Genomic DNA, 24,129 nt, shown 5'->3' on the forward strand with positions numbered 1-24,129 from the left:
CATGATATCTGCAACCGGCTACGACACGAGTATTCGGAGGCCCGCCGGTAGAATGCGGACCCTGTGAGGAGCAGCGTCGAGGCCCTAGAGGGCAACCGGGTCAAGCTTTCGGTGGACATAGATCCCGACGAATTCGAGGCGAAGCTGGACGAGGCCTTCCGCAAACTGGCCCACCAGGTCCGCCTCCCCGGTTTCCGTCCCGGCAAAGCCCCCCGGCGGGTGCTGGAGGCTCGGCTGGGTCCCCAGGCGGCTCGGGGGGAGGCTCTCAGCGATGCTGTGCCCGAGTACTACGCCCAGGCGTTGGCCGACCACGATGTGGACGTGATCGCACCCCCGGAGATCGACATCACCAGCGGGGCCGAGGAAGGACCGGTCAGCTTCGATGCGGTGGTGGAGGTGCGCCCCTTGATCGCCATCACCGGCTACGACCAGCTCAAAGCCGAGGTGCCCAGCCCGGTTCCCACCGACGACGAGGTCGGACAGCAGGTTGACCAACTCCGCAAGCAGTTCGGCGAGCTGGCCCCCGTCACCCGGCCGGCCATCGACGGCGACCACGTGACCATGGACATCTACGGGTCGTACAACGGCGAGGAGGTCGAGGGACTTACTGTGGACGGCTACGCATATGAAGTGGGCCAAGGCGCCGTGGTCCCCGAGATCGACGAGCAGCTTCGGGGATCCAAGGCCGGCGACATCTTGGAGTTCAACGCCGAGCACCCCGATCCCGAAGAGGACGGGCTCTTGCGGTTCCGCATCCTGGTCAAAGAGGTGCAGGAGACCGTTCTTCCCGATTTGGACGACGAGTTCGCCCAAGAGGCCTCTGAGTTCGACACTGTCGGCGAGCTGCGGAACGACATCTTCGAGAACATCGCCCTGGCCAAGCGGGCCAACGCCTTAGCCTCGCTGTCCGCCCAAGTGGGGGAGCAGCTAGCCGAGCTGGTGACCGACGACATCCCCGAGGCACTGGTGGACGCCGAGGTGCAGCATCGCCTCCGAACCCTCCAGATGCGCCTGGGCAGCCAGGGCGTCGAGATGGATGCCTACCTTGATGCCATCGGCCAGAGCATCGACGAGATGGCCGAATCGCTGCGGGAACCCGCTCTCCAAGAGGCAAAGACCGACTTGGCCCTGCGGGCGGTAGCCGTCGCGGAGTCCATCGTGGCCACCGATCAGGACGTGGACTGGGAGCTCGCCGGCCTGGCCGCCCAGGTGGGCCAGACCGTCGACGAGCTCAAGTCATCGGTGTTCGAGGGCGAGGAAAGCCGTCTCAAGGGGGTACGATTGGATGCACAGATGCGCAAGACCCGGGAATGGGTGTTGGAGCGGGTCGAGATCAGAGATCCCGACGGAAACCCCATCGAACGTTCTAGCCTGAATCCGGACGACGAGTCTGAGCTTCCCCCCACCACCATCGAGAGCCAAGTCACATGAAACCTCAGAACTACATGGTGCCCGTCGTCGTCGAGCAGACCAACCGGGGCGAGCGCTCGTTCGATCTCTATTCCCGGCTGCTCAAGGAGAACATCATCTTCTTGGGCACACCCATCGACGACACGGTGGCCAATCTCATCTGCGCCCAGCTTCTGCACTTGGAGTCGGAGAACCCCGACAAAGACATCAACCTCTACGTCAACAGCCCCGGCGGCGACATCAATGCCATGTTCGCCATCTACGACACCATGCAGTACTTGAAGCCCGACATAACCACCATCTGCTTCGGTCAGGCGGCCTCGGCCGCCGCGGTGCTGTTGGCCGCGGGTGCACCCGGCAAGCGCCTGGCCCTCCCCCATAGCCGGATGCTGATCCACCAGCCCTATGCCGGGGCATCGGGGCAGGTGTCCGATATCGAGATCGCATCAAGGGAGATCCAGCGGCTCAAAGATCAGCTTGAAGAGCTGCTGGCCCACCACACCGGCCAAGAACTCGACAAGGTCAAGCAGGACACTGACCGCGACTATGTGATGACCGCCGAGGATGCCAAAGAGTATGGGCTCATCGACGAGGTCATCTCGTCGCGTGACGCCGTCGAAACCGCCGGCCCGATCACGGCCATCCGGTAGGGGGGACTGAGGCCGTGGCGAAGTTTGGAGAAGGCGGCGAGCTGCTGAAGTGCAGCTTCTGCGGCAAGACCCAAAAGCAGGTCAAGAAGATGATCGCCGGCCCCGGCGTCTACATCTGCGACGAGTGCATCGACCTTTGCAACGAGATCATCGAAGAGGAGTTGGCCGAGGGCGCCGATGTCGGGTTCAAAGAGCTGCCCAAGCCCCAGGAGATCTACTCCTTTTTGAACGACTACATAATCGGCCAGGAGCATGCCAAGCGGATCTTGTCGGTAGCGGTCTACAACCACTACAAGCGGGTGCAGATGGGCTCGTCGGATCCCGAGGTGGAGCTGTCCAAGTCGAACATCTTGCTGCTCGGCCCCACTGGGTGCGGCAAGACGCTGATGGCCCAGACACTGGCCCGGATGCTCAATGTGCCCTTTGCCATCGCCGATGCCACCGCTTTGACCGAGGCCGGTTATGTGGGCGAGGACGTGGAGAACATCCTCCTCAAGCTGATCCAGGCCGCCGACTACGACGTCAAAAAGGCCGAGACCGGCATCATCTACATCGACGAGATCGACAAGATCTCCCGCAAGAGCGAGAACCCGTCCATCACCCGGGACGTGTCCGGCGAGGGCGTGCAGCAGGCGCTTTTGAAGATCTTGGAGGGCACCACTGCATCGGTGCCGCCCCAGGGGGGGCGCAAACACCCCCATCAGGAGTTCATCCAGATCGACACCACCAACGTCTTGTTCATCGTGGGCGGCGCCTTCGCCGGCTTGGAGCAGATCATCGAGCAGCGGGTGGGCAACGTCGGGGTTGGTTTCGGTGCCGACATCCGCACCGAGACCGAGCGCGACCACGGGGAGCTGTTCACCCAGGTTCAGCCGGAGGATCTGATCAAGTTTGGCCTCATCCCCGAGTTCATCGGACGCCTGCCGGTGGTCGGCGTGGTGTCCCACCTCGAGCGGGACATGCTGGTGCGGATTCTGGTTGAGCCCAAGAACGCCCTGATTAAGCAGTACTGCAAGTTTTTCGAGTTCGAGAACGTGGAGCTGTTGTTCTCCGACGAGTCGCTGGCCGAGGTGGCCGAGTTGGCCCTCTCCCGCAACACCGGCGCCCGGGGGCTGCGGGCCATCTTGGAAGAGGTTCTGCTCGACGTTATGTACGATCTGCCCAGCCGAGATGATGTGGTCCAGTGCGTGGTCAACGCCGAGGCAGTCCGCGGCGACCGAAGCCCCCAAGCTGCTCAATGCGGCCAAAGCCCGTTCAAGCGACCGGTCCCGTCGCCAAGCCAGCTGACTGCTTGGCGTCCCTCTAGGACCGGCTGAGCGTCGGCATGGACAACCTGGCCTCCTTTTCGTCGGTGGCCGAGGCCCGGGCGTGGCTGGACGGACACGTCAACTTGGAGGCCACCGCCGGCGATTCCGATGGCTTGTCGCTGGCCCCCATGCGCAGGCTGCTGGCCGCACTGGGCGACCCCCAAGCCGACTACCCGGCTGTCCACATCTCCGGCACCAACGGCAAAGGCTCGGTGGCCGCGCTGATTGCCGCGCTGGCCCAAGCGTGGGGCATGAGTGTCGGGGTCTATGCCAGCCCCCATGTCGAGCGCATCAACGAGCGCATGGCCGTGGGCGGCGATCACGTCAGCGATGCCGAGCTGGCCGAGCTGTTGGGCCATCTGCGGCTGGTGGAGAGCCATCTGGCCTCGGGCCCCGCCTGCGCCCAGCCCTCATGGTTTGAGCTGGTTACCGCGGCGGCTCTGCGCTGGTTCGCCGATGTGGCCGTGGACCTGGCCGTGGTGGAGGTGGGCAAGCTGGGCCGCTACGACGCCACCAACGTGGTGAACAGCCGGGTGGCGGTGATCACCAACATCGGTCGCGACCACACCGACGGCCGCTTTGGCTGGGAGGCCGCGGTGATGGGGGAGAAGGCGGGCATCCTCCATCCCGATATCACCGCCGTGCTGGGACCGATGGACGCCGAGTTAGTGGCGATTGCCGCTGAGGAGTCCCCTGGAGAGCTGCTGGTTTCCGGCCAGCACTTCGAGTTGGTGGAGAACCACCCGGCGGTGGGCGGCCGGCTGATCACGGTTCGCACCCCCCGGGCCAGCTACGAAGACATCTACGTCAGCCTGTTCGGCGCCCACCAGGGGCACAACGCCGCAATGGCCATCGCCGCGTTTGAGGCCCTGGTGGAACAAGCATTGGATGGGCCTCTCCTGGACGCGTTGGGCGCCGTGGCGGTTCCGGCTCGATTCGAAGTGGTGGCCCGTCAGCCCCTGGTGGTGATCGACGGGGCCCACAACCCTGACGGCCTCGCCGCGGCGGCGGCCGCGCTGGCCGACCAGTTCACCGTTTTGGGCACGGTCACCTGGGTGGTGGGCATGATGAGCGACAAGGATCCCGACGCCATGCTGGCCGCTATCGCTGCCTCCGACGCCCGCTGCGACTTGGTGGTGTGCTGCGCTCCCGACTGGCCGCGGGCCTTGCCGGCCGCTGATTTGGCGGACGCGGCCCGGAACCAGGGGATCGACGCCGAGATCGCTCACGACGTAACCGAGGCGGTGGAACGAGCCCTGGCGCTGTCTGGTGACGAGGGCGCGGTGGTGGTCACCGGTTCTCTGTATACCGCTGGTGCGGCCCGCCTTCACCTCGTGCCACGAGATCAGTAGGGTTCTGGCGGTGTTGAGTGACGGGTCGAGATCAGTAGGGTTCTGGCGGTGAATCGGACACTGGTGCTGTGCAAGCCCGATGCGGTGGAGAGGGGCCTGGTGGGGGCCATATTGTCCCGTTTTGAATCCCGGGGTCTGCGGATCGCGGCTATGCGCTTGCTGACCATTGACGCCGACCTGGCCGCCCGCCACTACGCCGAGCACGTGGACCGCCCGTTTTATCCCGACTTGGTGGCGTTCATCGGCCGCTCCCCCTCGGTCGCCTTGGTGCTCGAGGGGCCTGACGACGTCTATGCCGTTGTGCGCTCCATGATGGGGGCCACCAACCCCTTGGATTCCCCGCCGGGGACTATTCGGGGCGATTACGGCTTGGAGGTTACCGAGAACCTCGTCCACGGCTCCGACAGCAACGCCTCTGCGGAGCGGGAGATCGCCATATTCTTTCCCAACCTGTGAGGCGCGGCCCGGCACAAGTAGGTGCAGTCGGCGTCGGGCTGGCTTCTTTCCCAACCTGTGAAACGCGGCCTCTTGGCCGGTGTGCGGTTTCAGGTCGGCTGCTCTAACCTTGCAGCATGGCGAAGCGGCGGTTCTCTTCCGGCAGCGGATTGGCGGGCCGCGATATCGCGATAGACCTGGGCACCGCCAACACGCTCGTATATGTCCGCGGCGAGGGCATCTTGATCAACGAGCCCTCCGTGGTGGCGGTGGACAGCAATGGCACGCCCTTGGCGGTGGGCACCAAGGCCAAGCAGATGCTGGGTCGCACACCGGCCTATATCCAGGCTATCCGTCCACTCAAAGACGGCGTGATCGCCAACTTCGACATCTGCGAGAAGATGCTGCGGTACTTCATCCAGCGAGTGTCTCCGGGGAGATTGACACGGCCCCGCATGGTGATCTGCGTTCCCTCCGGCATCACCCCCGTGGAGCAGCGGGCTGTGCAGGAGGCGGCGGTCTCTGCCGGGGCGAAGAAGCCGGTCTACATCATCGAAGAGCCGATGGCCGCGGCCATCGGCGCCGGCCTCCCGGTGCAAGAGGCCTCGGGCAACATGATCGTGGACATTGGCGGCGGCACCACCGAGGTGGCCATGATCTCGCTGGGCGGGGTGGTCACCGGCCAGTCGATCCGGATGGGCGGTGACCGGATGGACGAGGACATCATCGCTTTCATGAAGAAGGAGCACAGCCTTACCATCGGCAGCCGAACGTCCGAAGAGGTCAAGATGGTGTTGGGGTCGGCGTGGACGGGCAGCGAGAACCGCTATGCCGAGGTTCGGGGCCAGGACATGGTTACCGGCCTGCCCAAGACCGTGGTCACCTCCACCTCCGAGATCCGCGAGGCCATCTCCGAGGTGGTTAGATCTATTGTGGACGCGGTCAAAGTGACGCTGGACGAGACTCCCCCCGAGCTGGCCGCCGACATCATGGAGGCGGGCATCGTGCTGGCTGGTGGCGGGGCCCTGTTGAACGGCCTCGCCCCACGACTCGAGGAAGAGACGGGGATGCCGATCCGCTTGGCGCCCAATCCCCTCCACGCCGTGGCCATCGGCTCGGGCCAGTCGCTGGAGGAGTTTGACGCGCTCGAGGGGCTCCTCTTCTCGTCGTCGTACGACTGATCGCTCGGATCGGCCCCGTGGCAACGGGCACTCGTACAGGACGGTCGCGAGTCACTCTCATTTTCCTGCTGCTTAGTTCGGCGACTCTCCTCACCCTGGACGCGCGCGATTTTGAGCCTCTCCAGCGCACCGAGGAGACGCTCACCGATCTGATTTCACCGCTGCGATCCGGGGCCGATCGGCTGTTCGACCCGGTGGGCAACGCCTGGAACGGCATAACCGGCTATGACGAGCTGGAAGCGGAGAATGCGATGCTGAGCGAGGAGCTGCAAAAGCTCGAGGGGCAGCAGATTTTGGACACCGACGCGGCCATCCGCTTGGAGTCGCTACTTGATGTGCTGGGCCTGCCCTATGTGCAGGACATCCCCAACGTGGTAGCCGAAGTGGTGACCGCTAACGTGGGCAATTTCGACCGCTACTCAGTGCAGATCAACCGGGGGGAGGAAGACGGGGTCCGCAACGGGATGCCGGTGGTCACCAGGGGCGGGCTCATCGGCCGGATCGACGGCGACCCCGGTCGTGGGCACGCCCGGGTGGCGTTGATCACCGACCCCGGCTTCGAGGTGGGCGTGCTGGTGGTGGGCACCGACGACGTGGCGCTGGCCTCGGGCAGCGGCCGCGGAGGTCCGCTGATCGTGGGCAAGGGGCTGGAGATCGACACCGAAGTGGCCGTCGGGGATGAGGTTGTCACCAGCGGAGTGGACCGCAGCCGCTACCCCGCAGGCATTCCCGTCGGCACCGTTACCGAAATCGACTATGACGAGGCCCGTCTGTTCCAAATTCTCACCGTGAGCCCCTCGGCCAATGCCGACAACTTGAGCTTCGTGACGGTCCTGCTCTACGACCCCCTGGCGGAAGACTCGTGAAGGGGGCAATCGTGATGGACCGCGAAGGAGCATTTCTCCACGACTCTCTGGGTCAACAAGCATGAGCACCGCCAGCGCATACGCTCGAAGCGCTCTGTTTTTGATCACCGCACTGGTGCTCCACTTGGCGTTGTTCTCCGATCTGCGGGTACTTGGGGTCGCTCCTGAGGTTCCCCTGGCCTTAGCAGTCACTGCCGGCCTCGTCGGCGGTCCAGAGCGGGGGGCGGCCGCCGGGTTTGCCATCGGCTTGGGCATCGATCTGTACCTGCCCACGCTATTCGGACTCTCCGCTCTCATCTATACCGTGTGGGGGTATTCCGTAGGTCTGCTGGAAGAGCGGATCTTTCGCAGCGCCTGGTGGATAAACGTGCTGGTCGCCGCAGTTGCCACCGCCGGCGGGCTGCTGGTGTACGCGGTGCTCGGCGAGCTGCTGGGCGAGGCCAACCTCTATACCGATCGTCTGTACGTGGTCATGGGGGTGGCTGCGGCCTACAACCTGGTGCTGAGCCTTCCCCTTCTCGGCCTATGGCGCTGGTCGTGGCCCAGGCTTCTTGGAGAAGAGCGATGAGTCCCGAGTCGCTCCGCTTGCGGTTGAGTTTTTTGGCTCTGTTGGCCCTATTAGCTTTTGGGGTGCTGGCCGCCCGGCTTTGGTACCTCCAAGTGATGAGCTCGGAGGAGTTCGTAGATCAGGCTGCTGCAAACACCATCCGGGTGTTATATGAGCCCGCTCCCCGGGGGCGGATCTTCGACCGCAGCGGGAATGTGCTGGTGGACAACCGGGAGTCCTTGGTGGTGACCGTGGACCGGTTCACTTTCGACACCGAGTTCGACGAGGACGGACAAGATTCGCTGGTTCTGCGCCTAGCCACCGAGATCAGCCGGGCTGGCCGGCTCACCAAGGTGTTCGAGATCAACGATGCGCTGGAAGATTCCCGGTTTGGCCCGCTCGATTCGGTCCCGGTGGCCGACGACGTCACCGAGAACTTCGAGATCATTCTGGCTGAGCGGGCTGATGAGTTTCCCGGTGTGAGCACCGACCTCCGCAGCGTCCGCACCTATCCCTACGGCGACTTGGCCGCCCACATTTTGGGCTATGTCTCCCTGCTCAGCGAAGAGCAGTTCGAGCTGGTAGCCGACGATCCCAAGACCTACCGGAGAAATGACGAGATCGGGCAAACCGGCATTGAGGCGGCTTTTGAATCGGTGCTGAGAGGCGTTCCTGGCCACACCCGGCTGGAAGTGGACAACGTCGGCGATCCGGTGCACGTGATCGAGCAGATTGACCCGGTTGCCGGTGCCGATGTCCACCTCACCTTGGACATCGACATCCAGGCGCTGGCCGAACAAGAGCTGCTCGCCGGTCTGGCCGAAGCCCGCCAGCAAGAGCGAGACGACCCCGAAGACCTCCCCTTCAGGGCCCCCGGCGGCGCCATGGTGGTGCTGGATCCCAATGGAGCAGAAGTGCTGGCGATGGCGTCGTTCCCCACGTACTCGCCGAGCGAGTTCGTCAGCGGCTTCTCCGACGAGCGGTGGGCAGAGCTTCAGGATCCCAACAACCACCAGCCCTTGCACAACCGCGCTCTGGCCGGCATCTACCCGCCGGGGTCCACGTTCAAGCTCTTCACCGCCTACGCCGCGCTGAACGGCGGCGTGATCGGTCCTCGGGGAGTGTTGGACACGCGCACCCTCTACGAGGACGCCGGGGTCTACGTAGTGCCGTCCTGTGAAGAGGAGTCGATCGCCTCGTGTACCTTCAAGAACGCAGAAGAGGCTACTTATGGGCCGATCGATCTGGTCCGAGCCATCACCGTGTCGTCCGACGTGTACTTCTATTACCTGGGCGACACTATGGATCGAGCCGACCGCTTCGACCGGGAGGGCATCCAGCGGGCGGCGTTGCTGTTCGGCTTCGGTGCCCAGACCGGTATCGCGCTGCCCGGCGAGGGGGTGGGCCGGGTGCCTACTCCGACGGCGGCAGAGGCCGCAGGGGAGCCATGGCGAACCGGTGACTCCATCGTTTTGGCTATCGGCCAGGGCGTGCTGGGCGCCACCCCCTTGCAGCTGGCCAACGGGTACGCCGCGTTCGCCAACGGGGGCACTCTGTATGCCCCCAAGATTGTGGACCGGGTTGAGAACCCGGTCACTGGAGAGGTGAATCAGGCCTTTGCCGACCGGGTGCTCAACCAGGTCTACTTGCCCGAATCCATCCGAATTCCGATCCTCGAGGGCCTGCTCGGTGTTACCGGCGAGGTGGACGGCACCGCCTATTTCGCCTTCGGCGGATTTCCCCATGAGCAGTGGCCGGCGGCGGGCAAGACCGGCACCGCCGAAGTGGTGGGCAAGGCCGACAATTCGCTGTTCGCCGCCTTCGGCCCCAATCCCGACCCCGAGTATGTAGTCGTGGCGATTATGGAGGAATCGGGCTTCGGGGCGTCGGTGGCCGCTCCCGCAGTGCGCCGCGTGCTGGAACCCATTGCCACCAACTCGGTGCCCGCGGTGCGCACCATCGACGATCTCGCCGATCTGAGCGAGCCGGTTGATGGCGCGGAGACCGAGGAGGATGGAGTCGAGGCTTCATCAGAGGGGCCAGGCTGATGGCCGTAATCTCCCTGGAGGAGCGCCGTTCCCGAGAGCTGGACTCCCGGAGCAGCCGGTACGCGCCGTGGATGCATATCGACGTGCTCCTGGTACTGGCCGCGGCTGGTTTGGCCGCCATCGGCGTGGGGGCCATATACAGCACCACTCGGGGACGAGACCCGGAGAGTTTCGACACCTTCTTTTTGGAGCGGCAATCGCTGTTCGCGGTGGCTGGGGCGCTGTTGATGGTGTTCGCGGCGTGGGTTCCCTATCAGGAGCTGGCGAAGTTCGCAGTGGCCATCTACGGCGTTGGCATTCTGGCGCTGATCGTGGTGCTGGGTCCGCTGGGCGAAGAGGTCAACGGCGCCCGATCGTGGTTTCGATTCGGCGACTTCCAGCTTCAGCCCTCGGAGTTTCACAAGCTCGCGGTGATCGTTGCCGTGGCAGCTTTCCTGTCCCGTTTCGAAGACCACATGAGCGCCCCCCGGGTGTTCTTTGCCGTGGGCATTGTGGCGTGGCCCGGCCTTCTGGTGATTCTCCAGCCCGATGTGGGCACGGCGCTGATCTATGTGTTCATCGGGTTCGTGCTGCTGCTGATCGGCGGGATCCGCTTCCGCCAGGTCATCGGCATCGCCCTGATCGCCACCACGGTGGTGGTGGTGATGGTCAACTCCAACATGCTGAAGGAGTACCAGACCAACCGGCTTCGCACCTTTGTGGACCCGACCAGCGATATCACCGAGGCCGCGTACCAGCAGCGCCAGGCCCAGATCGCCATCGGCAACGGCGGAGTAAACGGAACCGGCTACGGTGAGGGCTCCCAGACGCTGAGCGGGTTGGTTCCCCAGCAGCACACCGACTTCATCTTCACCGTGATCGGCGAAGAGTTCGGCTTCGTCGGCTCGGCCACCACCCTGGGCCTATACGCCCTTTTGCTGTTGCGGATTCTCCAAGCCGCCCGTCTGGCCCGAGACCGGTTCGGCGCGCTGATCTGCTCCGGGGTTTTCGCCATGATTCTTTTCCAGATGTTCGAGGCGGTGGGCATGACCCTGGGCATCACACCCATCACCGGCATTCCCCTGCCCCTGGTGTCCTACGGCGGCTCTTCGGCCATCGCCACCCTCATCGGCCTCGGCCTGGTGGTGAACGTCCGCATGCGCCGGTTCGTTTGAAACTGGAAACTGGGCAGTCCAATGCGCCGGTTCGTTTGAACTGGTTCTGCCATTCCGGCAGCCGAAGGTAGATTGGTGCTGATGTCCCTTTGGTCGGAATTGGAGCTGGTGCTGCCCGACGTGTCCAAACCGGCGCGCTACATCGGCGGAGAGGGCGGGATGGTGGAACCGGAGCACCATCCGTCGAAGGTGGCGTGGCTGCTGGCCTACCCCGACACCTACGAGATCGGCCTGCCCAACCAGGGTCTCCAAATCCTCTATGAGATCCTCAACGAGCGGGACGACGCGGTGGCCGAGCGGGCCTATGCCCCCTGGGTGGACATGGAGGCCGAGATGCGGGCCGCAGGACTGCCGCTGTTCTCGGTGGACACCCACCGGCGGGCGGCAGATTTCGACGTGCTGGCCTTCAATCTGTCGGCCGAGCTGGTATACACCAACGTGCTCAACTGCATCGACCTGGCCGGCGCGCCGGTGCGAGCCGAACGCCGGGCCGACAGCGACCTGCTGATCGGCGCCGGTGGGCACTGCACCTACAACCCAGAGCCGCTGGCCGACTTCGTCGACTTCTTTGTATTGGGCGACGGCGAGGAAGCGGTCTCCGAGATCAACGCGGTGGTCCGCGACTGGAAGAGGGCTGGCAAGAAGTCGCGCCAGGCCGTGCTGCGGGAGCTGGCCAACGTCGAGGGTGTTTACGTGCCGTCGCTGTACGACGTGGCCTACGACGGCCCGGCGCTGGTGTCGATTACTCCGCGTTTCGCCGATGTGCCCGCAGTGGTGGAGAAGCGCACGGTGGCCGACCTGGCTGCCTGGCCCTATCCCAAGCACCAGCTGGTGCCGCTCACCGAGGTGGTCCACGACCGGCTGAACGTAGAGGTGTTCCGGGGCTGCACCCGGGGATGCCGCTTCTGCCAGGCGGGAATGATCACTCGCCCGGTGCGGGAGCGGCCCGCCGAGCAGGTCCGCACCATGGTGGCCGACGGGCTGGCCCGCTCCGGCTATGACGAGGTGGCGCTGACCTCGCTGTCCACTGCCGATTTCAGCGGGATCGAAGAGGTGGTGTCAGCCACTATGGACTGCGGCGCCGGCGAGGTGTCGGTGTCGCTGCCCAGCCTGCGGGTGGACGCCTTCACGGTGGGGCTGGCGGCCCAGATCCAGCGGGCTCGGCGCACCGGGCTGACCTTCGCCCCCGAAGCGGGTTCGTGGCGAATGCGCCAGGTGATCAACAAGCTCATTGACGAGCGGGACCTCTACGGGGCGGTGGAGTCGGCCTTCTCCCAGGGGTGGCGGCGCATGAAGCTGTACTTCCTCACCGGTCTGCCCACCGAGACCGATGAGGACACTCTGGCCATCGGAGAGCTGGCTCGCAACTGCGTGGATCTGGGCAGAGCTCACACCAAGAACCCTTCGGTGACGGTGTCGCTGGGCGGATTCGTGCCCAAGCCGTTCACCCCCTTCCAGTGGTTCGGCCAGAACACCGTGTCTGAGCTCCGGCGCAAGATCTTCTTGTTGCGCGACGACATCAAGCGGAACCGGGGCGTCCAGATGAAGTGGCACGATCCCAAAGCCAGCCTGGCGGAGGGCATCGCCAGCCGGGGCGACCGCCGCATCGGACGAGTCATCGAGGAAGTGTGGCGCCAGGGGGGAACCTTCCAGGAGTGGTCTGAGCACTTCGACTACGACCGCTGGACCAAGGCCATGGAACGCAACGGGCTGTTGGTGGACTGGTATGTGCACCGACACCGCACCGAAGACGAAGTTCTGCCCTGGGATCACGTTTCGGCCGGTCTGCACAAGGACTTCTTGTGGCAGGACTGGAGGGACGCCCTCAACGAGGTGGGTTTGGAGGACTGCCGCTGGACCCCGTGCTATGACTGCGGCGCCTGCACCGGCTACAGCATCGAGCACATTGTGGCCTCTGCTGTTCCCCCCGCCGGGGGCAGCCAGGGCACCGGCCAAGTCCCGGCCGGGTACCAGCCTCCTGCGGCAGTGGCCGTTCAGCTCTCCGGCTTAGGCACAAGGGCTTCGTCGTGAATCCGACTGGCCAGCAAGTTGGCCTGGGAGCCTCGTCGTGAATCCGAACGAGGCGCCCCGTACCCGGGTCAGGCTGCGGTACGGCAAGAACGGTCGAATCCGGTTCACCAGTCATCGGGACATGGCCCGCATCTGGGAGCGCTCGCTACGGCGGACCGGGCTGCCGGTGGCCCAGACGGAGGGGTTCTCGCCCCGGGCCAAGTTGCACTTCGGGCTGGCGCTGGCCACCGGGTATGAGTCAGACGCCGAGTATCTGGACATCGACTTCAAGTGCGCCGAGGTGGCGGTAGGCGACGTGCTGGACGCCCTGGTCAGCGTGCTGCCTGATGGGATTGCCGCTACTGGGGGATCGGTGCTGGCCCCTGGGACGATGTCGTTGCAGCAGGCGGTCACCAGCTGCGACTGGGACATCGAGCTGCTGGGCGCGTCGGCCGACGATCTCGCCCGATGGGTGGATCAGGTGCGCGGGGCGACTACGCTAATGATCACGCGAGAACGCAAAGGCAAACAGATCACCGACGACTTGGCCCCTCAGGTGCATGTCCTGGAGGTCGGTGAGCCGACGAGCCGGGGGGTTCGCCTCTTGGCCACTTTGGGCACCCAGCCACGGTCAGCTCGACCGTCGGATCTCTTTGCCGCTTCCGAACTGCCGTACCGACCGGTGCTGGTTCGGCGCACTCGTCAATGGATTGAGCAGGATGGCGCCCGCTTGGAGCCACTTGAGGTCGGCGCAGCCCCTGCTCAGCGCACCCTGGTTGGTGTGCAATGAGAAAGGACCACATCGATGACCGACTCAGCAGAGCGGACCGCCAATCGGTCCGACGACGGCAATAGAGAGAACCGCCCCAAGATCGGGGATTCCCGCCCCGCGCCCCCTTCTTCTCAGAACCGCCCCAAGATCGGGGATTCCCGCCCCGCGCCCAGTGGCAACGGATCGGCTGCCGGCGGGGGCTCAGGTTCAAGGGGCAGTGGATCTGGTGGGGGTTCGGGGGGTGGCGGTTCCGGCGGGGGCCGCAAGCGCCGCCGCCGGGGCGGCCGAGGCCGAGGACGCGGGGGTGGGAACCGCCCCGTGCAGCCGGTGGAGCACCAAGTGTCCGACGGCCCGGTGGAACTAGATGAGAAGACCCTGGAGCGCCGGCGGGGCCGCCGCCGCAAAGGCCGTCCGGTAGGTCGTTACATGATGCTTGTCCAAGTCCGCCCCGAAGCCACCCAGATAGCGGTGGTGGAGGGCCGGGCACTGATCGAGCACTACGTCTCCCGCCCCGCGGACGATGTGGGCGAGATCCACGGCAATATCTACATGGGCCGGGTCCAGAATGTGCTGCCCGGCATGGAAGCGGCCTTTGTGGACATCGGCACTCCCAAGAACGCGGTGCTGTACCGCGGCGATGTGGTGTTCGATCCCGATGACGTGGAGACCTCCCAGGGCACTCCCCGAATCGAGAACCTTTTGGAAGCTCGCCAGACCATCATGTGCCAGGTCACCAAGAACCCCATCGCCCACAAAGGCGCCCGACTGACCCAGGAGGTTTCGCTGCCGGGCCGGTTCGTGGTGCTGGTGCCCAGCTCCAAGATATACGGCATCTCCAAGCGGCTTCCCGACAAGGAGCGCAAGCGCCTCCGCAAAGTGCTGGACCGGTGCAAGCCCGAAGAACACGGGATCATTGTCCGCACCGCGGCGGAGAACATCACCGCCAAGGAACTGGAGCGCGACGTGAAGCGGCTGGTCTCCCAATGGGAGAAGATCGACGCCCTGAGCAAGCGGAGCCAGGTCCCGGGACTGCTCTACCGGGAGCCGGAAATGGCGGTGCGGGTGATTCGGGAGGAGTTCAACCAGGACTTCCGCTCGGTTCACATCGACGATAGCCGGCTCTTCGAAGAAGTCAGCGACTACGTGTCCAGTGTGGCTCCCGAGCTGGTTGAGAGGCTTGAGTACTACGACGCAGAGAGCGAGCATCTGAGCCTGCTGGAGCGCCACCATGTACACGAGCAGTTCGTCAAGGCATTGGACAAGAAGGTGTGGCTGCCCGGTGGCGGCTCGCTCATTATCGAGAACACCGAGGCCCTCACGGTCATCGATGTGAACACCGGAAAAAATGTGGGTGACTCCAACCTTGAGGAAACCGTGTTCCGCAACAACTTGGAGGCGGCTCAGGAAATCCCCCGGCAGCTCCGGCTGCGCGACATCGGCGGCATCATCGTGATCGACTTCGTGGACATGGAGAAGCGGGGCAACCGCGAAGAAGTCATGAAGGTCTTCCGGGAGTCGTTGGCCTGGGACAAGACCCGCACCCAGGTACTTGACATCTCCGATTTGGGCTTGGTGGAGATGACCCGCAAGCGCATCGGCGAGGGGCTGTTGGAGTCGTGCTCGACGGTCTGCCCGACCTGCGAGGGGCGGGGACTCGAGCTGGATCGCCAGCTCATCGCTAAGAAGTGAGCGTGGTCAGCCCCCGTTGTCGGCGTGAAGTGTTAACGGTTGGGGTCGGCACCCGGTGGTTCGTCTAGAATCGCCCTTCGGACCTGCCAGCAAGTAGTGAGCGAGGCGCAAGCAGGTGTATGCCGTCATCCGCACAGGCGGAAAACAGTACAAAGTGGAACAGGGCCAGGTCCTCGACGTGGAGCTGCTGGGCGAGCCCGGCGCGGAAGTGGAGTTGACCCCGGTGCTGCTGGTGGACGGCGACTCGGTGACCGCTGCCCCCGAACAGCTCGGCAAAGCCACGGTCACCGCTACGGTGGTGGACTCGGTAAGAGACCGCAAGATCAACGGTTTCACGTACAAGAACAAGAGCAACCAGCGTCGGCGGTGGGGCCACCGCCAGCACAAGTCCCGCATTCGGATCACGGCCATCAAGGCCTAGTCCGAACGCTGAGGGGAGCTAGAGATGTCCAAGACGAAAGGCGGCGGCTCCACCAGGAACGGCCGCGACTCCAATCCCCAGTACCTTGGGGTCAAGGTGTTTGACGGCACCCAGGTGACCGCGGGATCGATAATCGTCCGCCAGCGGGGAACCCGCATCCATCCCGGAGACAACGTCAGGCGCGGTCGCGACGACACTTTGTTCGCCACCGCCGATGGACGGGTCAAATTCGGTCATCGGCGGCGCCGCAAGCTCGTCGACGTCATCACCGACTGACCGCCTACCGGCGGCTGATCGCCGCTCGGCTCAGGCGGGTGCGGATTGGCAGACGATGACCCAGTTTGCAGACGAGTGCGGCCTGAATGTGCGGGGCGGCGATGGCGGTGCGGGATGCGTCGCATTTCGCCGCGAGGCCCATGTGGCCAAGGGCGGTCCCGACGGCGGCGACGGCGGCGACGGCGGCAGCGTCTGGCTGGTGGCCGACCACAATGTGGCCTCGCTGATCGCGTTCAAGGACCACCCCCATCGCCGGGCTGACAACGGCAGCCACGGTCAGGGCAAGCGCCGCCACGGTGCATCCGGCGATGACGCCGTGGTGCGGGTCCCGGTAGGAACCTCGGTCAAAGACCAGGGCGGGGAGCTGCTCGCCGATCTCGCGGCCGACGGGGTCCGCTGGCTGGCCGCCACAGGAGGCCAGGGGGGCCAGGGCAATGCCCGTTTCTCCACCCATCAGAACCGGGCGCCGGCGTTTGCCGAGCAGGGCGAGGCCGGGGAGGAGCGCTGGCTGAGGCTGGAGCTGAAGCTGCTGGCCGATGTGGCGTTGATCGGCTTTCCCAATGCGGGCAAGAGCACGCTGATATCCCGCATCTCCGCGGCCCGTCCCAAAATTGCCGATTACCCGTTCACCACCCTCGAGCCCAACCTGGGAGTGGTCCGCACTGACGACGACTTCGAGATGGTGGTGGCCGACATTCCCGGTCTTATCTCCGGGGCCAGCGACGGCCGCGGTCTGGGCCATCGCTTCTTGCGCCACACCGAGCGGGCTCGGGTGCTGGTGGTGCTGCTGGATCTGGCCTCGGTAGAGGAGATCTCGCCCGCCGAGCAGCAGCAGGTGCTGCTCGAGGAATTGGGTGCCTACCGCCCTGAGCTACTGGAGCGGCCTCGGATCGTGGTGGGATCAAAGGCCGACGTGGGCCACCAGGATCCCCCGCCCGGGGCCTCGTGCATCTCTGCTGTGACCGGGAAGGGCCTACCCGAGCTGATCAGGCTCATGGCCGATTCCGTGCTGGAGGCCCGAACCCAGGGCAGTCTGGCCCAGGGTGCGGGGCGTTCAGAAGAGATGGTCATCCACCGGCCCGTACCCGAGGGGATCACGGTGGAACGAGCCGATGACGGCGCGTTCGTTGTAGTGGGCCGATCTGCCGAGCGCACGGTGGCATTGTCCGACCTCAACGCCCCAGGGGCGTGGGAATTCGCTCGCCGGCGCCTTGAGAGGCTGGGAGTGAATCGGGCACTGGCCCGAGCTGGGATCAATTCAGGTGACACCGCCCGGATCGGTGACTTCGAATTCGAATATCACGATGAAGACGAGTATTTCAACGAAGAGGTGTCGTCGTGATCGTCGTCGTGAAAATCGGCACGTCGTCAATCACCGAGGCCGATGGAACCATCAAGGCCGAGGCGGTGGCCAAGCTGAGCAGCGAAGTGGCCGCCGCGATAGCTGATGGGCATCAAGCAGTGGTGGTCAGCTCTGGGGCGATCGGAGCCGGGCTGCCGGTGCTGGGCTTCGAACAGGGCCGCCCCCGGGACTCGGTCACCCTGCAAGCGCTCTCCGCGGTGGGCCAGAGCAGGCTGATGGCCATGTACCAGGAGTGCTTGGACGGATATGGCCTAATTTGCGGCCAGGTGCTGCTGGCCCCCCGGGACTTCCTGGAGCGCACGCAGTATCTGCACGCGCAGCGCACGCTCAACCGGATGCTGAAGCTGGGGGTGGTGCCCATTGTGAACGAAAACGATGCGGTGGCCGACGACGCGATCCGCTGGGGCGACAACGATCGCATCTCGGCCCTGGTGGCCCACATGGTGGGGGCGGAGCTGCTGGTGCTTTTGACGGACACCGAGGGGGTCCATACCGCCGATCCCCGCTCCAATGATGAGACCCGGATCGTGGAGGAGATCACCGATCTGAGCCTGCTGGATGAGTTGGCCGCTGCCGCAGGCGGGGCAGGCACCGATCGGGGAAGCGGCGGCATGGTCTCGAAGCTGGCCGCTGCCCGAATTGCCAGCTGGTCGGGGGTTCGCACCGTGATCGCGGCCGCTGATCGGGACCAAGTGGTTGCCGACGCGGTGGCAAACCAGCCCGGTGTCGGCTCGACTGTGGCCGCCCAGCCCCAGCGACTGAGTGCCCGAAAGCTGTGGATAGGATTCGCCATGGTGCCCTCCGGCACGGTGTGGGTGGACGCCGGCGCCCATCGGGCGGTGGTGGAGCGAGGGGCCTCGCTCCTGGCTATTGGCATCACCGGACACGAGGGTGTTTTCCAGCCTGGTGATGCGGTGGATGTGCGGGGGCCCGACGATCAGATCTTTGCCCGGGGACTGGTGGAGGTGTCCTCAGACGACATGGGCTCGGTGGTGGGCTTGCGCTCCGAAGCCATGCCCCCTGGCGCACCCGACGAGGTCATTCACCGCGACTCTTTGACCGTGCTGCCCTAGAGATACGACCCCATATCTGCTCCAACAAGCCCGCAGCCTCCTCGGCAGCGACCACCCCCGAGCCCCGCCCCAAGACCACGTATACCACCCCGGTCACCAGCAGCGCGAGCGGTGCGGCGACCAGCAATGGCAGGGGCTCGAACCCCCAGGCCAGTACTGCTCCCAGCACTGCAGCGGACAGCCCGGCAATGGCCAGGCGCCCTGTCGGGCCTCGCACCGGTTGGCGTCGCCGCAACAGGTAGCGGACCCGGTGGCGCAATATGCCGTATTCCATCCAGGCAGCCACGGTGCTGCCCAGGGCCAGGCCCACCGCCCCCAGCCGAACAGCCCCTTCGGCCCGCTCCGCGTCTGACAGCGGAGACAGCACCTTGAAGTCACCGATGCGCTCCACGCTGCCGTCGACCACAGCGTAGGAGTCGAAGCTGAACATCAGCACCACCCCCACCGCCGCGGCCACCGCCACCCGCACCACCGCCACCCGGGCCGGGCCTTTGGCGTCGCCCGCCGCGAAGCAGGCATTTTGCAGCAGGCGGGCCGACGCCGAAGCCACCAGCCCCAGGCTGTAGGCGGCGAGGATCCACCAAACCTGCACTGAGTGGTCGCCGTTGAACTGCCCCCGTTCCAGCAGCGCTCCTACGATCAGCCCGCCCAGAGTTATGAAGGCAACCGCGGAGAACAGCACGTAAAACCCGATGCGGTCTAGCCCGGTTTGCAGCCGCCGCACCAGCGCCTCGGAGTTATCCTGCTCGCGGGCCATCTCCGGCAGGTCGCTGGCTGCCACGCTCATGGCGAACAAGCTGATGGGCAGGAAGTAGATCACCTGGGCGAACCCCAGTGCGGCGATGGCCCCTCCGGCCAGCAGCCCGGCCAAGATCAAGTCGACATAGGCCGACACCTGCACCACGCCCCGACCGATGAACGCGGGCCCGAACCGGCTGAGCACGATCCCGAGATCGGGGCGCCGCCAGTTCAGGCTGAGTCGCAGCGTCGGGACCAGCCGGAGCACCAGCGGCACCTGCACCAAGAACTGGAGGCCTCCCCCCAGCACCACCCCCCAGGCAGCCATCCTGGCCACGTCGGACGCCCGAGTAGAGGCGTCCACGTCTTGCCACACCAACCAGGCCCCCACCATGAACCCCACCTGGGCGGCGTTCCAGATCACCGGGGCGGCATAGGACAAAAAGAACCGGCGGTGGGCGTTCAACACCCCCAGCGCCCACGCGGCCAGCACGATGAAGCCGATCCCGGCGAACATGACCCGTGCCAACTCCACGGTCAGGTCGGCGGTGTCCTCCGACAGCCGCCATAACAGCAGCGACACCAGCGGCTTGGCCAGCACCCATCCGGCCAGAACCACCAGTCCGGTGACGACGGCCAGCAGTCCGAACACCGCTCCGGCCAGCCGGCCAGCGTCCTTGCGCCGTCCCTGCTCGACCAGTTGCGAGTAGATCGGGATGAACGAGGCCGACAGCACCCCCTCGCCCAGCAGATTTTGGAGCAGACGGGGAATGGTCAGGGCAGCCCGGTAGGCGTCGCCGATTCGGCCCCCGCCGATGAACGCGGCCACGGCCACCTCCCGGCCGATACCGGAGATGCGAGATAGGAAGATCCCTGCCCCCACTAGGATGGCCCCTTTGCCGCTAGGGCGAGGGGTGCCGTCGGGGCCGTCGAGTTGCTGTTCAACCGCTGGAATGTCAAAACACGCTACCGGAGCAAGTGGCTTTACTTGGGTCAGCTCGCGCTCGGCCATGCTCTTGCAAAAGGCGCTCCAAAGGGACAAGCCAAGGTCGGGTACGCTCGCGCGGTGAGCGCTGACACACCCATGGCGGAGTTGGCCGACCGGGCCAAGGCTGCGGCCCGAGTTCTGGCCACGGCTGATACTGAAACCAAGAACCATGCGCTACTGCTGGCCGCTGACCAACTGGAGCAGGCCCGAGACGATTTGTTGGAGGCCAATCGGACAGACGTGGAGTCGGCCAGCGCGTCGGGTATGAGCGCCACGCTGGTCGACCGCCTCCGGCTGACCGACTCCCGGCTGGAGGGCATGGCCGGGGGCTTGCGCAAAGTGGCCGGTCTGGCCGACCCGGTGGGGGAGATCGTCGGCGGCTGGGTGGTGCCCACCGGCCTGCGAATCAGCCAGGTGCGAGTGCCCCTCGGCGTGGTAGCCATCGTCTACGAGAGCCGTCCCAACGTGACCAGCGACGCTGCCGGTCTGTGCCTGAAGTCGGGCAACGCCGCCTTCTTGCGGGGGTCGTCCAGCGCCCTGGGTTCCAACCTGGCCATCGCCGGAGTGATGCGGGATGCCTACGAAAAGGCCGGCCTGCCCAGCGACTCCCTGGTGCTGGTGGCCGACACGAGCCACGAGGCAGCCGCGGAGTTCATGCAGCTCCGAGAAAGCATCGACTGCCTCATCCCCCGAGGCGGCCCCGGGTTGATCGCCTCCATCTTGGAGAACGCCACCGTGCCCTATGTGATTGACGGCGATGGCAACTGCCACGTGTACGTTGACGCCTCAGCCGATTTGGACATGGCCCGGCGCATTGTGGTGAACGCCAAGACCCAGCGCCCGTCGGTGTGCAACGCGGCAGAGTCCTTGGTGGTGCACCGGTCGGTGGCCGATGAGCTGCTGCCCCCGCTGGCCGACGACCTGGCCGGAGTCGAGCTGGTGGGCGATGAGTCAGCCCGGTCCATCCTGGGGCCCGACCGAATTGGCGAGGCCACCGAGGCGGACTATTTCACCGAGTTCTTGGACCTGAAGCTGTCGGTCAAGGTCGTCGACGACCTTGACGAGGCCATCGCCCATGTCAACGACACCGGCAGCGGCCACAGCGAGGCCATTATCACCGCCGACCTGGAAGCCGCCGACCGATTCTGCACCGAGGTGGACGCCGCTGCGGTGCTGGTCAACGCTTCCACCCGGTTCGTGGACGGAGAGGAGTTCGGCTTCGGCGCCGAAATCGGTATCAGCACCCAGAAGTTGCACGCCCGGGGGCCGATGGGCCTGCGCCAGCTCACTACCACCAAATACGTGGTCCGCGGAGATGGCCAGGTGCGGGGTTAGTTTTCCACCTGGCTAGCCCACTGATTTCGGAGCTTGATCGGGCGAGGCATACCCTTCAGTCATGAATTTTTCCTTTGCTGACGTCGACTCGGTGCGCAAGGGCCTGAGCGATGTGCAGTATCTGGCAGATGAAGGCATCGCCGGAGTGGTCTACTTGGCCGAGCGGCTGCAAAAGCCGGTGCTGGTAGAGGGACCGGCCGGCACGGGCAAGACCCAGCTGGCCAAGAGCGTGGCCGAGGCCACCGGTGCCCGCCTCATCCGCCTCCAGTGCTATGAGGGCCTCGACGAGTCCAAGGCGCTGTATGAGTGGAACTACAAGAAGCAGCTGTTGCGCATTCAGGCCGAGCGCCAGGGTGAGGACTCCGAGGGCGATGGCATGTGGCAGCAGATCGAGGACGACCTGTTCTCTGAGGAGTTCCTGCTCACCCGCCCGCTGCTGGAGGCCATCAGAGCTGCCGAGCCGGTGGTGCTGCTCATCGACGAAGTCGACCGGGTGGAGATCGAGACCGAGGCGCTGCTGCTGGAGATCCTGTCCGACTACCAGGTGTCCATCCCCGAGTTGGGCACTGTGTCCGCCAGCCAGATTCCGCTGGTATTCCTCACTTCCAACAACACCCGAGAGCTGTCGGAGGCACTCAAACGCAGATGCCTGTTCCTACACATCGACTATCCCGATCTGGATCGGGAGAAGGAAATTGTGCTGGCCAAGGTCCCCGGCGTGGGGGAGAGCCTGGCCGACCAGGTGGCCCGCATCGTGCGCTCGGTTCGCCAGATCGAGCTGAAGAAGGCCCCGTCTGTGTCGGAGACCCTCGACTGGGCTCGCACCCTGGTGCTCTTAGGTGTCGAGCACATCGACGCCGACACCGCAGCCGAGACGGTGAACATCTTGCTGAAGTACCGCAGCGACATCGAGAAGGCGCTAAAGGAGTTCGCCACCTCCGATGAGGACTTCGCGGTGCCCGCGGCGACCCCGTGATCTTGCCCAGTCGGCGCAAGGCTGTTTTTTCAGCTGGCAAGCCCTTCGCGTCCGGGTGCTGAGCCTGCCGTGAAAGTCGAGCCTGCCACTTCGCCACTGCTGGCGCTTTTGGCCGGGTTCATCTCAGAGCTGCGGGCCGCCGGGCTGCCTGTCAGCCTCACCGAGAACCTCGATGCCATGGAGGCCATCCAGCACATCCCCATCGAGGATCGTGATGCCTTCAAGTACGCCCTGGCCGCCACGCTGGTGAAGAACCACGCCCATTGGCGGGCCTTCGAGACTGTTTTCGAGGTGTACTTCTCGCTGCGGGGGGCCGAGTACGACCTAGTAGACGGCGAATGGCCCGAAGGCATGGACCTGTCCGACTTCGTCGACGGGTTGGACGGCCAGCAGCGTCGCCAAGGCGGGGGTGGCGGCGAGGCCATGACGGCGGAGCAACTGGCCGAGATGCTGTTTCAGGCTCTCATGCGGGGCGATGACGCTCTCATGCGGGCCATCGCCCGCCAGGCGGTGCAGCGCTACGCTGGCATGGAGCCCGGCCGCCCGGTGGGAGGCACCTATTACCTGTACCGCACGCTGCGAAACCTCGACCTCGACGGCGTGCTGGAGCGCCTGATGGATCAGGCCCGCCAGGACGCCCCCGGCGACCTCACCCCGCTGGAGGAGCGGCTGGAGCGAGATGAGTTCGAAGCCCGAGTCGACCAGCTCCGCAAGGAGGTGGAAGCCGAGATCCGCCGCCGGCTGGTGGCCGACCGGGGCGTGGAGGCCATGGCCAAGACGCTGCGCAAGCCGCTGCCTGAGGACGTCGACTTCATGCACGCCAGCCGAGAGGAGATGATGGCCCTGCGCCGGGCCATCTACCCGCTCACCCGCAAGCTCGCCGTGAGGCTGGCCCGCAAGCGCCGCCACGGCCGCAAGGGCCCGCTGGACTTCCGCAACACCATGCGCCACTCGCTGTCGTACGGCGGGGTGCCGGCGGAGCCCAAGTTCCGCTATCCCCGCCCGGCCAAGCCCGAGATCATGGTGGTGGCCGACGTGAGCGGGTCGGTGGCCGCCTTCGCCCGGTTCACCCTGCATTTGGTGTACGCCATCAGCAACCAGTTCTCGAAGGTGCGCTCGTTCGTATTCATCGACGGCCTCGACGAGGTGACCAGCTTCTTCGAGGGGGTGGACGACATTGGCGAGGCCGTCCACCGGGTGAACGCCGAGGCCGACGTGGTGTGGGTGGACGGCCACTCCGACTACGGCCACGCCTTTGAGGTGTTCTGGGAGCGCTACGGCAAAGATGTCGGTCCCAAGACCACGGTGATGATCCTGGGCGACGCCCGCAACAACTACCACGCCTCTCAGGCCTGGATCCTCAAAGAGATCGAGCACCGAGCCCGCAAAGTGTTCTGGCTAAACCCCGAGCCCGGCGCCTACTGGGACACCGGCGACTCCATTGTCTCCGAATACGGCGTCCACTGCGACGGCGTCTTCGAAGTCCGCAATCTCCGCCAGCTAGAGGGCTTCGTCGAGAATCTGGTGTAGTCCCAAGT

The 24,129-nt window shown here is 65.3% G+C and carries 21 protein-coding genes; 20 read left to right on the top strand and 1 reads right to left on the bottom strand.

Going from position 1 to position 24,129, the window contains the following annotated elements; genetic code table 11:
* Positions 1-63 precede the first annotated feature (63 nt).
* From tig to proB, 17 genes are all read left to right on the top strand, one after another.
* Complete coding sequence (tig, locus tag ACOOGG_RS02490) at positions 64-1,431, top strand: trigger factor (protein ID WP_420431941.1); 1,368 nt, start codon at positions 64-66, stop codon at positions 1,429-1,431.
* Complete coding sequence (locus tag ACOOGG_RS02495) at positions 1,428-2,060, top strand: ATP-dependent Clp protease proteolytic subunit (protein WP_420431943.1); 633 nt, start codon at positions 1,428-1,430, stop codon at positions 2,058-2,060. Before tig ends, ACOOGG_RS02495 begins: the two co-directional genes overlap by 4 nt.
* Before the next feature lie 14 nt (positions 2,061-2,074).
* Positions 2,075-3,376 carry an ATP-dependent Clp protease ATP-binding subunit ClpX gene (clpX, locus tag ACOOGG_RS02500; protein ID WP_420431945.1) on the top strand — a complete coding sequence of 434 codons (1,302 nt, stop codon included), beginning with the start codon at positions 2,075-2,077 and terminating at the stop codon, positions 3,374-3,376.
* A gap of 8 nt (positions 3,377-3,384) precedes the next feature.
* On the top strand, positions 3,385-4,719 hold the full coding sequence (locus tag ACOOGG_RS02505; protein ID WP_420431947.1) for a bifunctional folylpolyglutamate synthase/dihydrofolate synthase: 1,335 nt from the start codon (positions 3,385-3,387) through the stop codon (positions 4,717-4,719).
* A 48-nt stretch (positions 4,720-4,767) separates the two neighbouring features.
* The gene (ndk, locus tag ACOOGG_RS02510) at positions 4,768-5,175 is read left to right on the top strand and encodes a nucleoside-diphosphate kinase (protein ID WP_420431949.1); all 408 of its coding nucleotides are present in this window, start codon (positions 4,768-4,770) and stop codon (positions 5,173-5,175) included.
* Positions 5,176-5,291: 116 nt separating this feature from the next.
* The gene (locus tag ACOOGG_RS02515; RefSeq protein ID WP_420431951.1) at positions 5,292-6,335 is read left to right on the top strand and encodes a rod shape-determining protein; all 1,044 of its coding nucleotides are present in this window, start codon (positions 5,292-5,294) and stop codon (positions 6,333-6,335) included.
* A gap of 17 nt (positions 6,336-6,352) precedes the next feature.
* Positions 6,353-7,201, top strand: a complete 849-nt coding sequence (gene mreC, locus ACOOGG_RS02520) for a rod shape-determining protein MreC (protein WP_420431953.1) — start codon at positions 6,353-6,355, stop codon at positions 7,199-7,201.
* A 61-nt stretch (positions 7,202-7,262) separates the two neighbouring features.
* A complete protein-coding gene (mreD, locus tag ACOOGG_RS02525; protein ID WP_420431955.1) occupies positions 7,263-7,769 on the top strand; it encodes a rod shape-determining protein MreD in 507 nt (168 codons plus the stop codon).
* Positions 7,766-9,796, top strand: a complete 2,031-nt coding sequence (mrdA, locus tag ACOOGG_RS02530) for a penicillin-binding protein 2 (RefSeq protein WP_420431957.1) — start codon at positions 7,766-7,768, stop codon at positions 9,794-9,796. Before mreD ends, mrdA begins: the two co-directional genes overlap by 4 nt.
* The gene (gene rodA, locus ACOOGG_RS02535) at positions 9,796-10,950 is read left to right on the top strand and encodes a rod shape-determining protein RodA (protein WP_420431959.1); all 1,155 of its coding nucleotides are present in this window, start codon (positions 9,796-9,798) and stop codon (positions 10,948-10,950) included. The genes mrdA and rodA overlap by 1 nt, the downstream gene beginning before the upstream one ends.
* An 81-nt stretch (positions 10,951-11,031) precedes the next feature.
* Positions 11,032-12,981, top strand: coding sequence for a TIGR03960 family B12-binding radical SAM protein (locus ACOOGG_RS02540; protein ID WP_420431961.1), 1,950 nt, complete (start codon positions 11,032-11,034; stop codon positions 12,979-12,981).
* A 37-nt stretch (positions 12,982-13,018) separates the two neighbouring features.
* A complete protein-coding gene (locus tag ACOOGG_RS02545; RefSeq protein ID WP_420431963.1) occupies positions 13,019-13,750 on the top strand; it encodes a TIGR03936 family radical SAM-associated protein in 732 nt (243 codons plus the stop codon).
* A gap of 15 nt (positions 13,751-13,765) precedes the next feature.
* Entirely contained in the window at positions 13,766-15,421 is a 1,656-nt protein-coding gene (locus ACOOGG_RS02550) for an Rne/Rng family ribonuclease (RefSeq protein ID WP_420431965.1), read from the top strand.
* 115 nt (positions 15,422-15,536) lie between these two features.
* On the top strand, positions 15,537-15,842 hold the full coding sequence (gene rplU / locus ACOOGG_RS02555; RefSeq protein WP_420431967.1) for a 50S ribosomal protein L21: 306 nt from the start codon (positions 15,537-15,539) through the stop codon (positions 15,840-15,842).
* Positions 15,843-15,866: 24 nt separating this feature from the next.
* Positions 15,867-16,118, top strand: coding sequence for a 50S ribosomal protein L27 (gene rpmA / locus ACOOGG_RS02560; protein WP_419845637.1), 252 nt, complete (start codon positions 15,867-15,869; stop codon positions 16,116-16,118).
* Positions 16,119-16,173: 55 nt separating this feature from the next.
* Positions 16,174-17,460 carry a GTPase ObgE gene (gene obgE / locus ACOOGG_RS02565; RefSeq protein WP_420431969.1) on the top strand — a complete coding sequence of 429 codons (1,287 nt, stop codon included), beginning with the start codon at positions 16,174-16,176 and terminating at the stop codon, positions 17,458-17,460.
* On the top strand, positions 17,457-18,554 hold the full coding sequence (proB, locus tag ACOOGG_RS02570) for a glutamate 5-kinase (RefSeq protein WP_420431971.1): 1,098 nt from the start codon (positions 17,457-17,459) through the stop codon (positions 18,552-18,554). The genes obgE and proB overlap by 4 nt, the downstream gene beginning before the upstream one ends.
* On the opposite strand, the gene murJ is transcribed toward proB, so the two are convergent.
* A complete protein-coding gene (murJ, locus tag ACOOGG_RS02575; protein WP_420431973.1) occupies positions 18,520-20,304 on the bottom strand; it encodes a murein biosynthesis integral membrane protein MurJ in 1,785 nt (594 codons plus the stop codon). The two genes, proB and murJ, sit on opposite strands and share 35 nt — an antisense overlap.
* Before the next feature lie 54 nt (positions 20,305-20,358).
* On the opposite strand from murJ, the gene ACOOGG_RS02580 reads away from it, so the two are divergent.
* The 3 genes from ACOOGG_RS02580 to ACOOGG_RS02590 all read left to right on the top strand — a co-directional run bounded on the left by ACOOGG_RS02580 (position 20,359) and on the right by ACOOGG_RS02590 (position 24,121).
* Entirely contained in the window at positions 20,359-21,615 is a 1,257-nt protein-coding gene (locus tag ACOOGG_RS02580; protein WP_420431975.1) for a glutamate-5-semialdehyde dehydrogenase, read from the top strand.
* 61 nt (positions 21,616-21,676) lie between these two features.
* Positions 21,677-22,591, top strand: a complete 915-nt coding sequence (locus tag ACOOGG_RS02585) for an AAA family ATPase (RefSeq protein ID WP_420431977.1) — start codon at positions 21,677-21,679, stop codon at positions 22,589-22,591.
* Positions 22,592-22,660: 69 nt separating this feature from the next.
* The gene (locus tag ACOOGG_RS02590; protein WP_420431979.1) at positions 22,661-24,121 is read left to right on the top strand and encodes a VWA domain-containing protein; all 1,461 of its coding nucleotides are present in this window, start codon (positions 22,661-22,663) and stop codon (positions 24,119-24,121) included.
* The last annotated feature ends 8 nt before the right edge of the window (positions 24,122-24,129 follow it).

Source organism: Candidatus Poriferisocius sp. (assembly GCF_965214065.1).
GTDB lineage: Bacteria > Actinomycetota > Acidimicrobiia > Acidimicrobiales > Bin134 > Poriferisocius.

What these genes read in the sequence shown, in the direction of transcription:
- ACOOGG_RS02495 (WP_420431943.1), top strand. Translation starts at nt 1,428, where the DNA reads ATGAAACCTCAGAACTACATGGTGCCCGTCGTCGTCGAGCAGACCAAC.
- ACOOGG_RS02505 (WP_420431947.1), top strand. Translation starts at nt 3,385, where the DNA reads ATGGACAACCTGGCCTCCTTTTCGTCGGTGGCCGAGGCCCGGGCGTGG.
- ACOOGG_RS02515 (WP_420431951.1), top strand. Translation starts at nt 5,292, where the DNA reads ATGGCGAAGCGGCGGTTCTCTTCCGGCAGCGGATTGGCGGGCCGCGAT.
- mreD (WP_420431955.1), top strand. Translation starts at nt 7,263, where the DNA reads ATGAGCACCGCCAGCGCATACGCTCGAAGCGCTCTGTTTTTGATCACC.
- mrdA (WP_420431957.1), top strand. Translation starts at nt 7,766, where the DNA reads ATGAGTCCCGAGTCGCTCCGCTTGCGGTTGAGTTTTTTGGCTCTGTTG.
- rodA (WP_420431959.1), top strand. Translation starts at nt 9,796, where the DNA reads ATGGCCGTAATCTCCCTGGAGGAGCGCCGTTCCCGAGAGCTGGACTCC.
- ACOOGG_RS02540 (WP_420431961.1), top strand. Translation starts at nt 11,032, where the DNA reads ATGTCCCTTTGGTCGGAATTGGAGCTGGTGCTGCCCGACGTGTCCAAA.
- ACOOGG_RS02550 (WP_420431965.1), top strand. Translation starts at nt 13,766, where the DNA reads ATGACCGACTCAGCAGAGCGGACCGCCAATCGGTCCGACGACGGCAAT.
- rpmA (WP_419845637.1), top strand. Translation starts at nt 15,867, where the DNA reads ATGTCCAAGACGAAAGGCGGCGGCTCCACCAGGAACGGCCGCGACTCC.
- obgE (WP_420431969.1), top strand. Translation starts at nt 16,174, where the DNA reads ATGACCCAGTTTGCAGACGAGTGCGGCCTGAATGTGCGGGGCGGCGAT.
- murJ (WP_420431973.1), bottom strand. Translation starts at nt 20,304, where the DNA reads ATGGCCGAGCGCGAGCTGACCCAAGTAAAGCCACTTGCTCCGGTAGCG.
- ACOOGG_RS02585 (WP_420431977.1), top strand. Translation starts at nt 21,677, where the DNA reads ATGAATTTTTCCTTTGCTGACGTCGACTCGGTGCGCAAGGGCCTGAGC.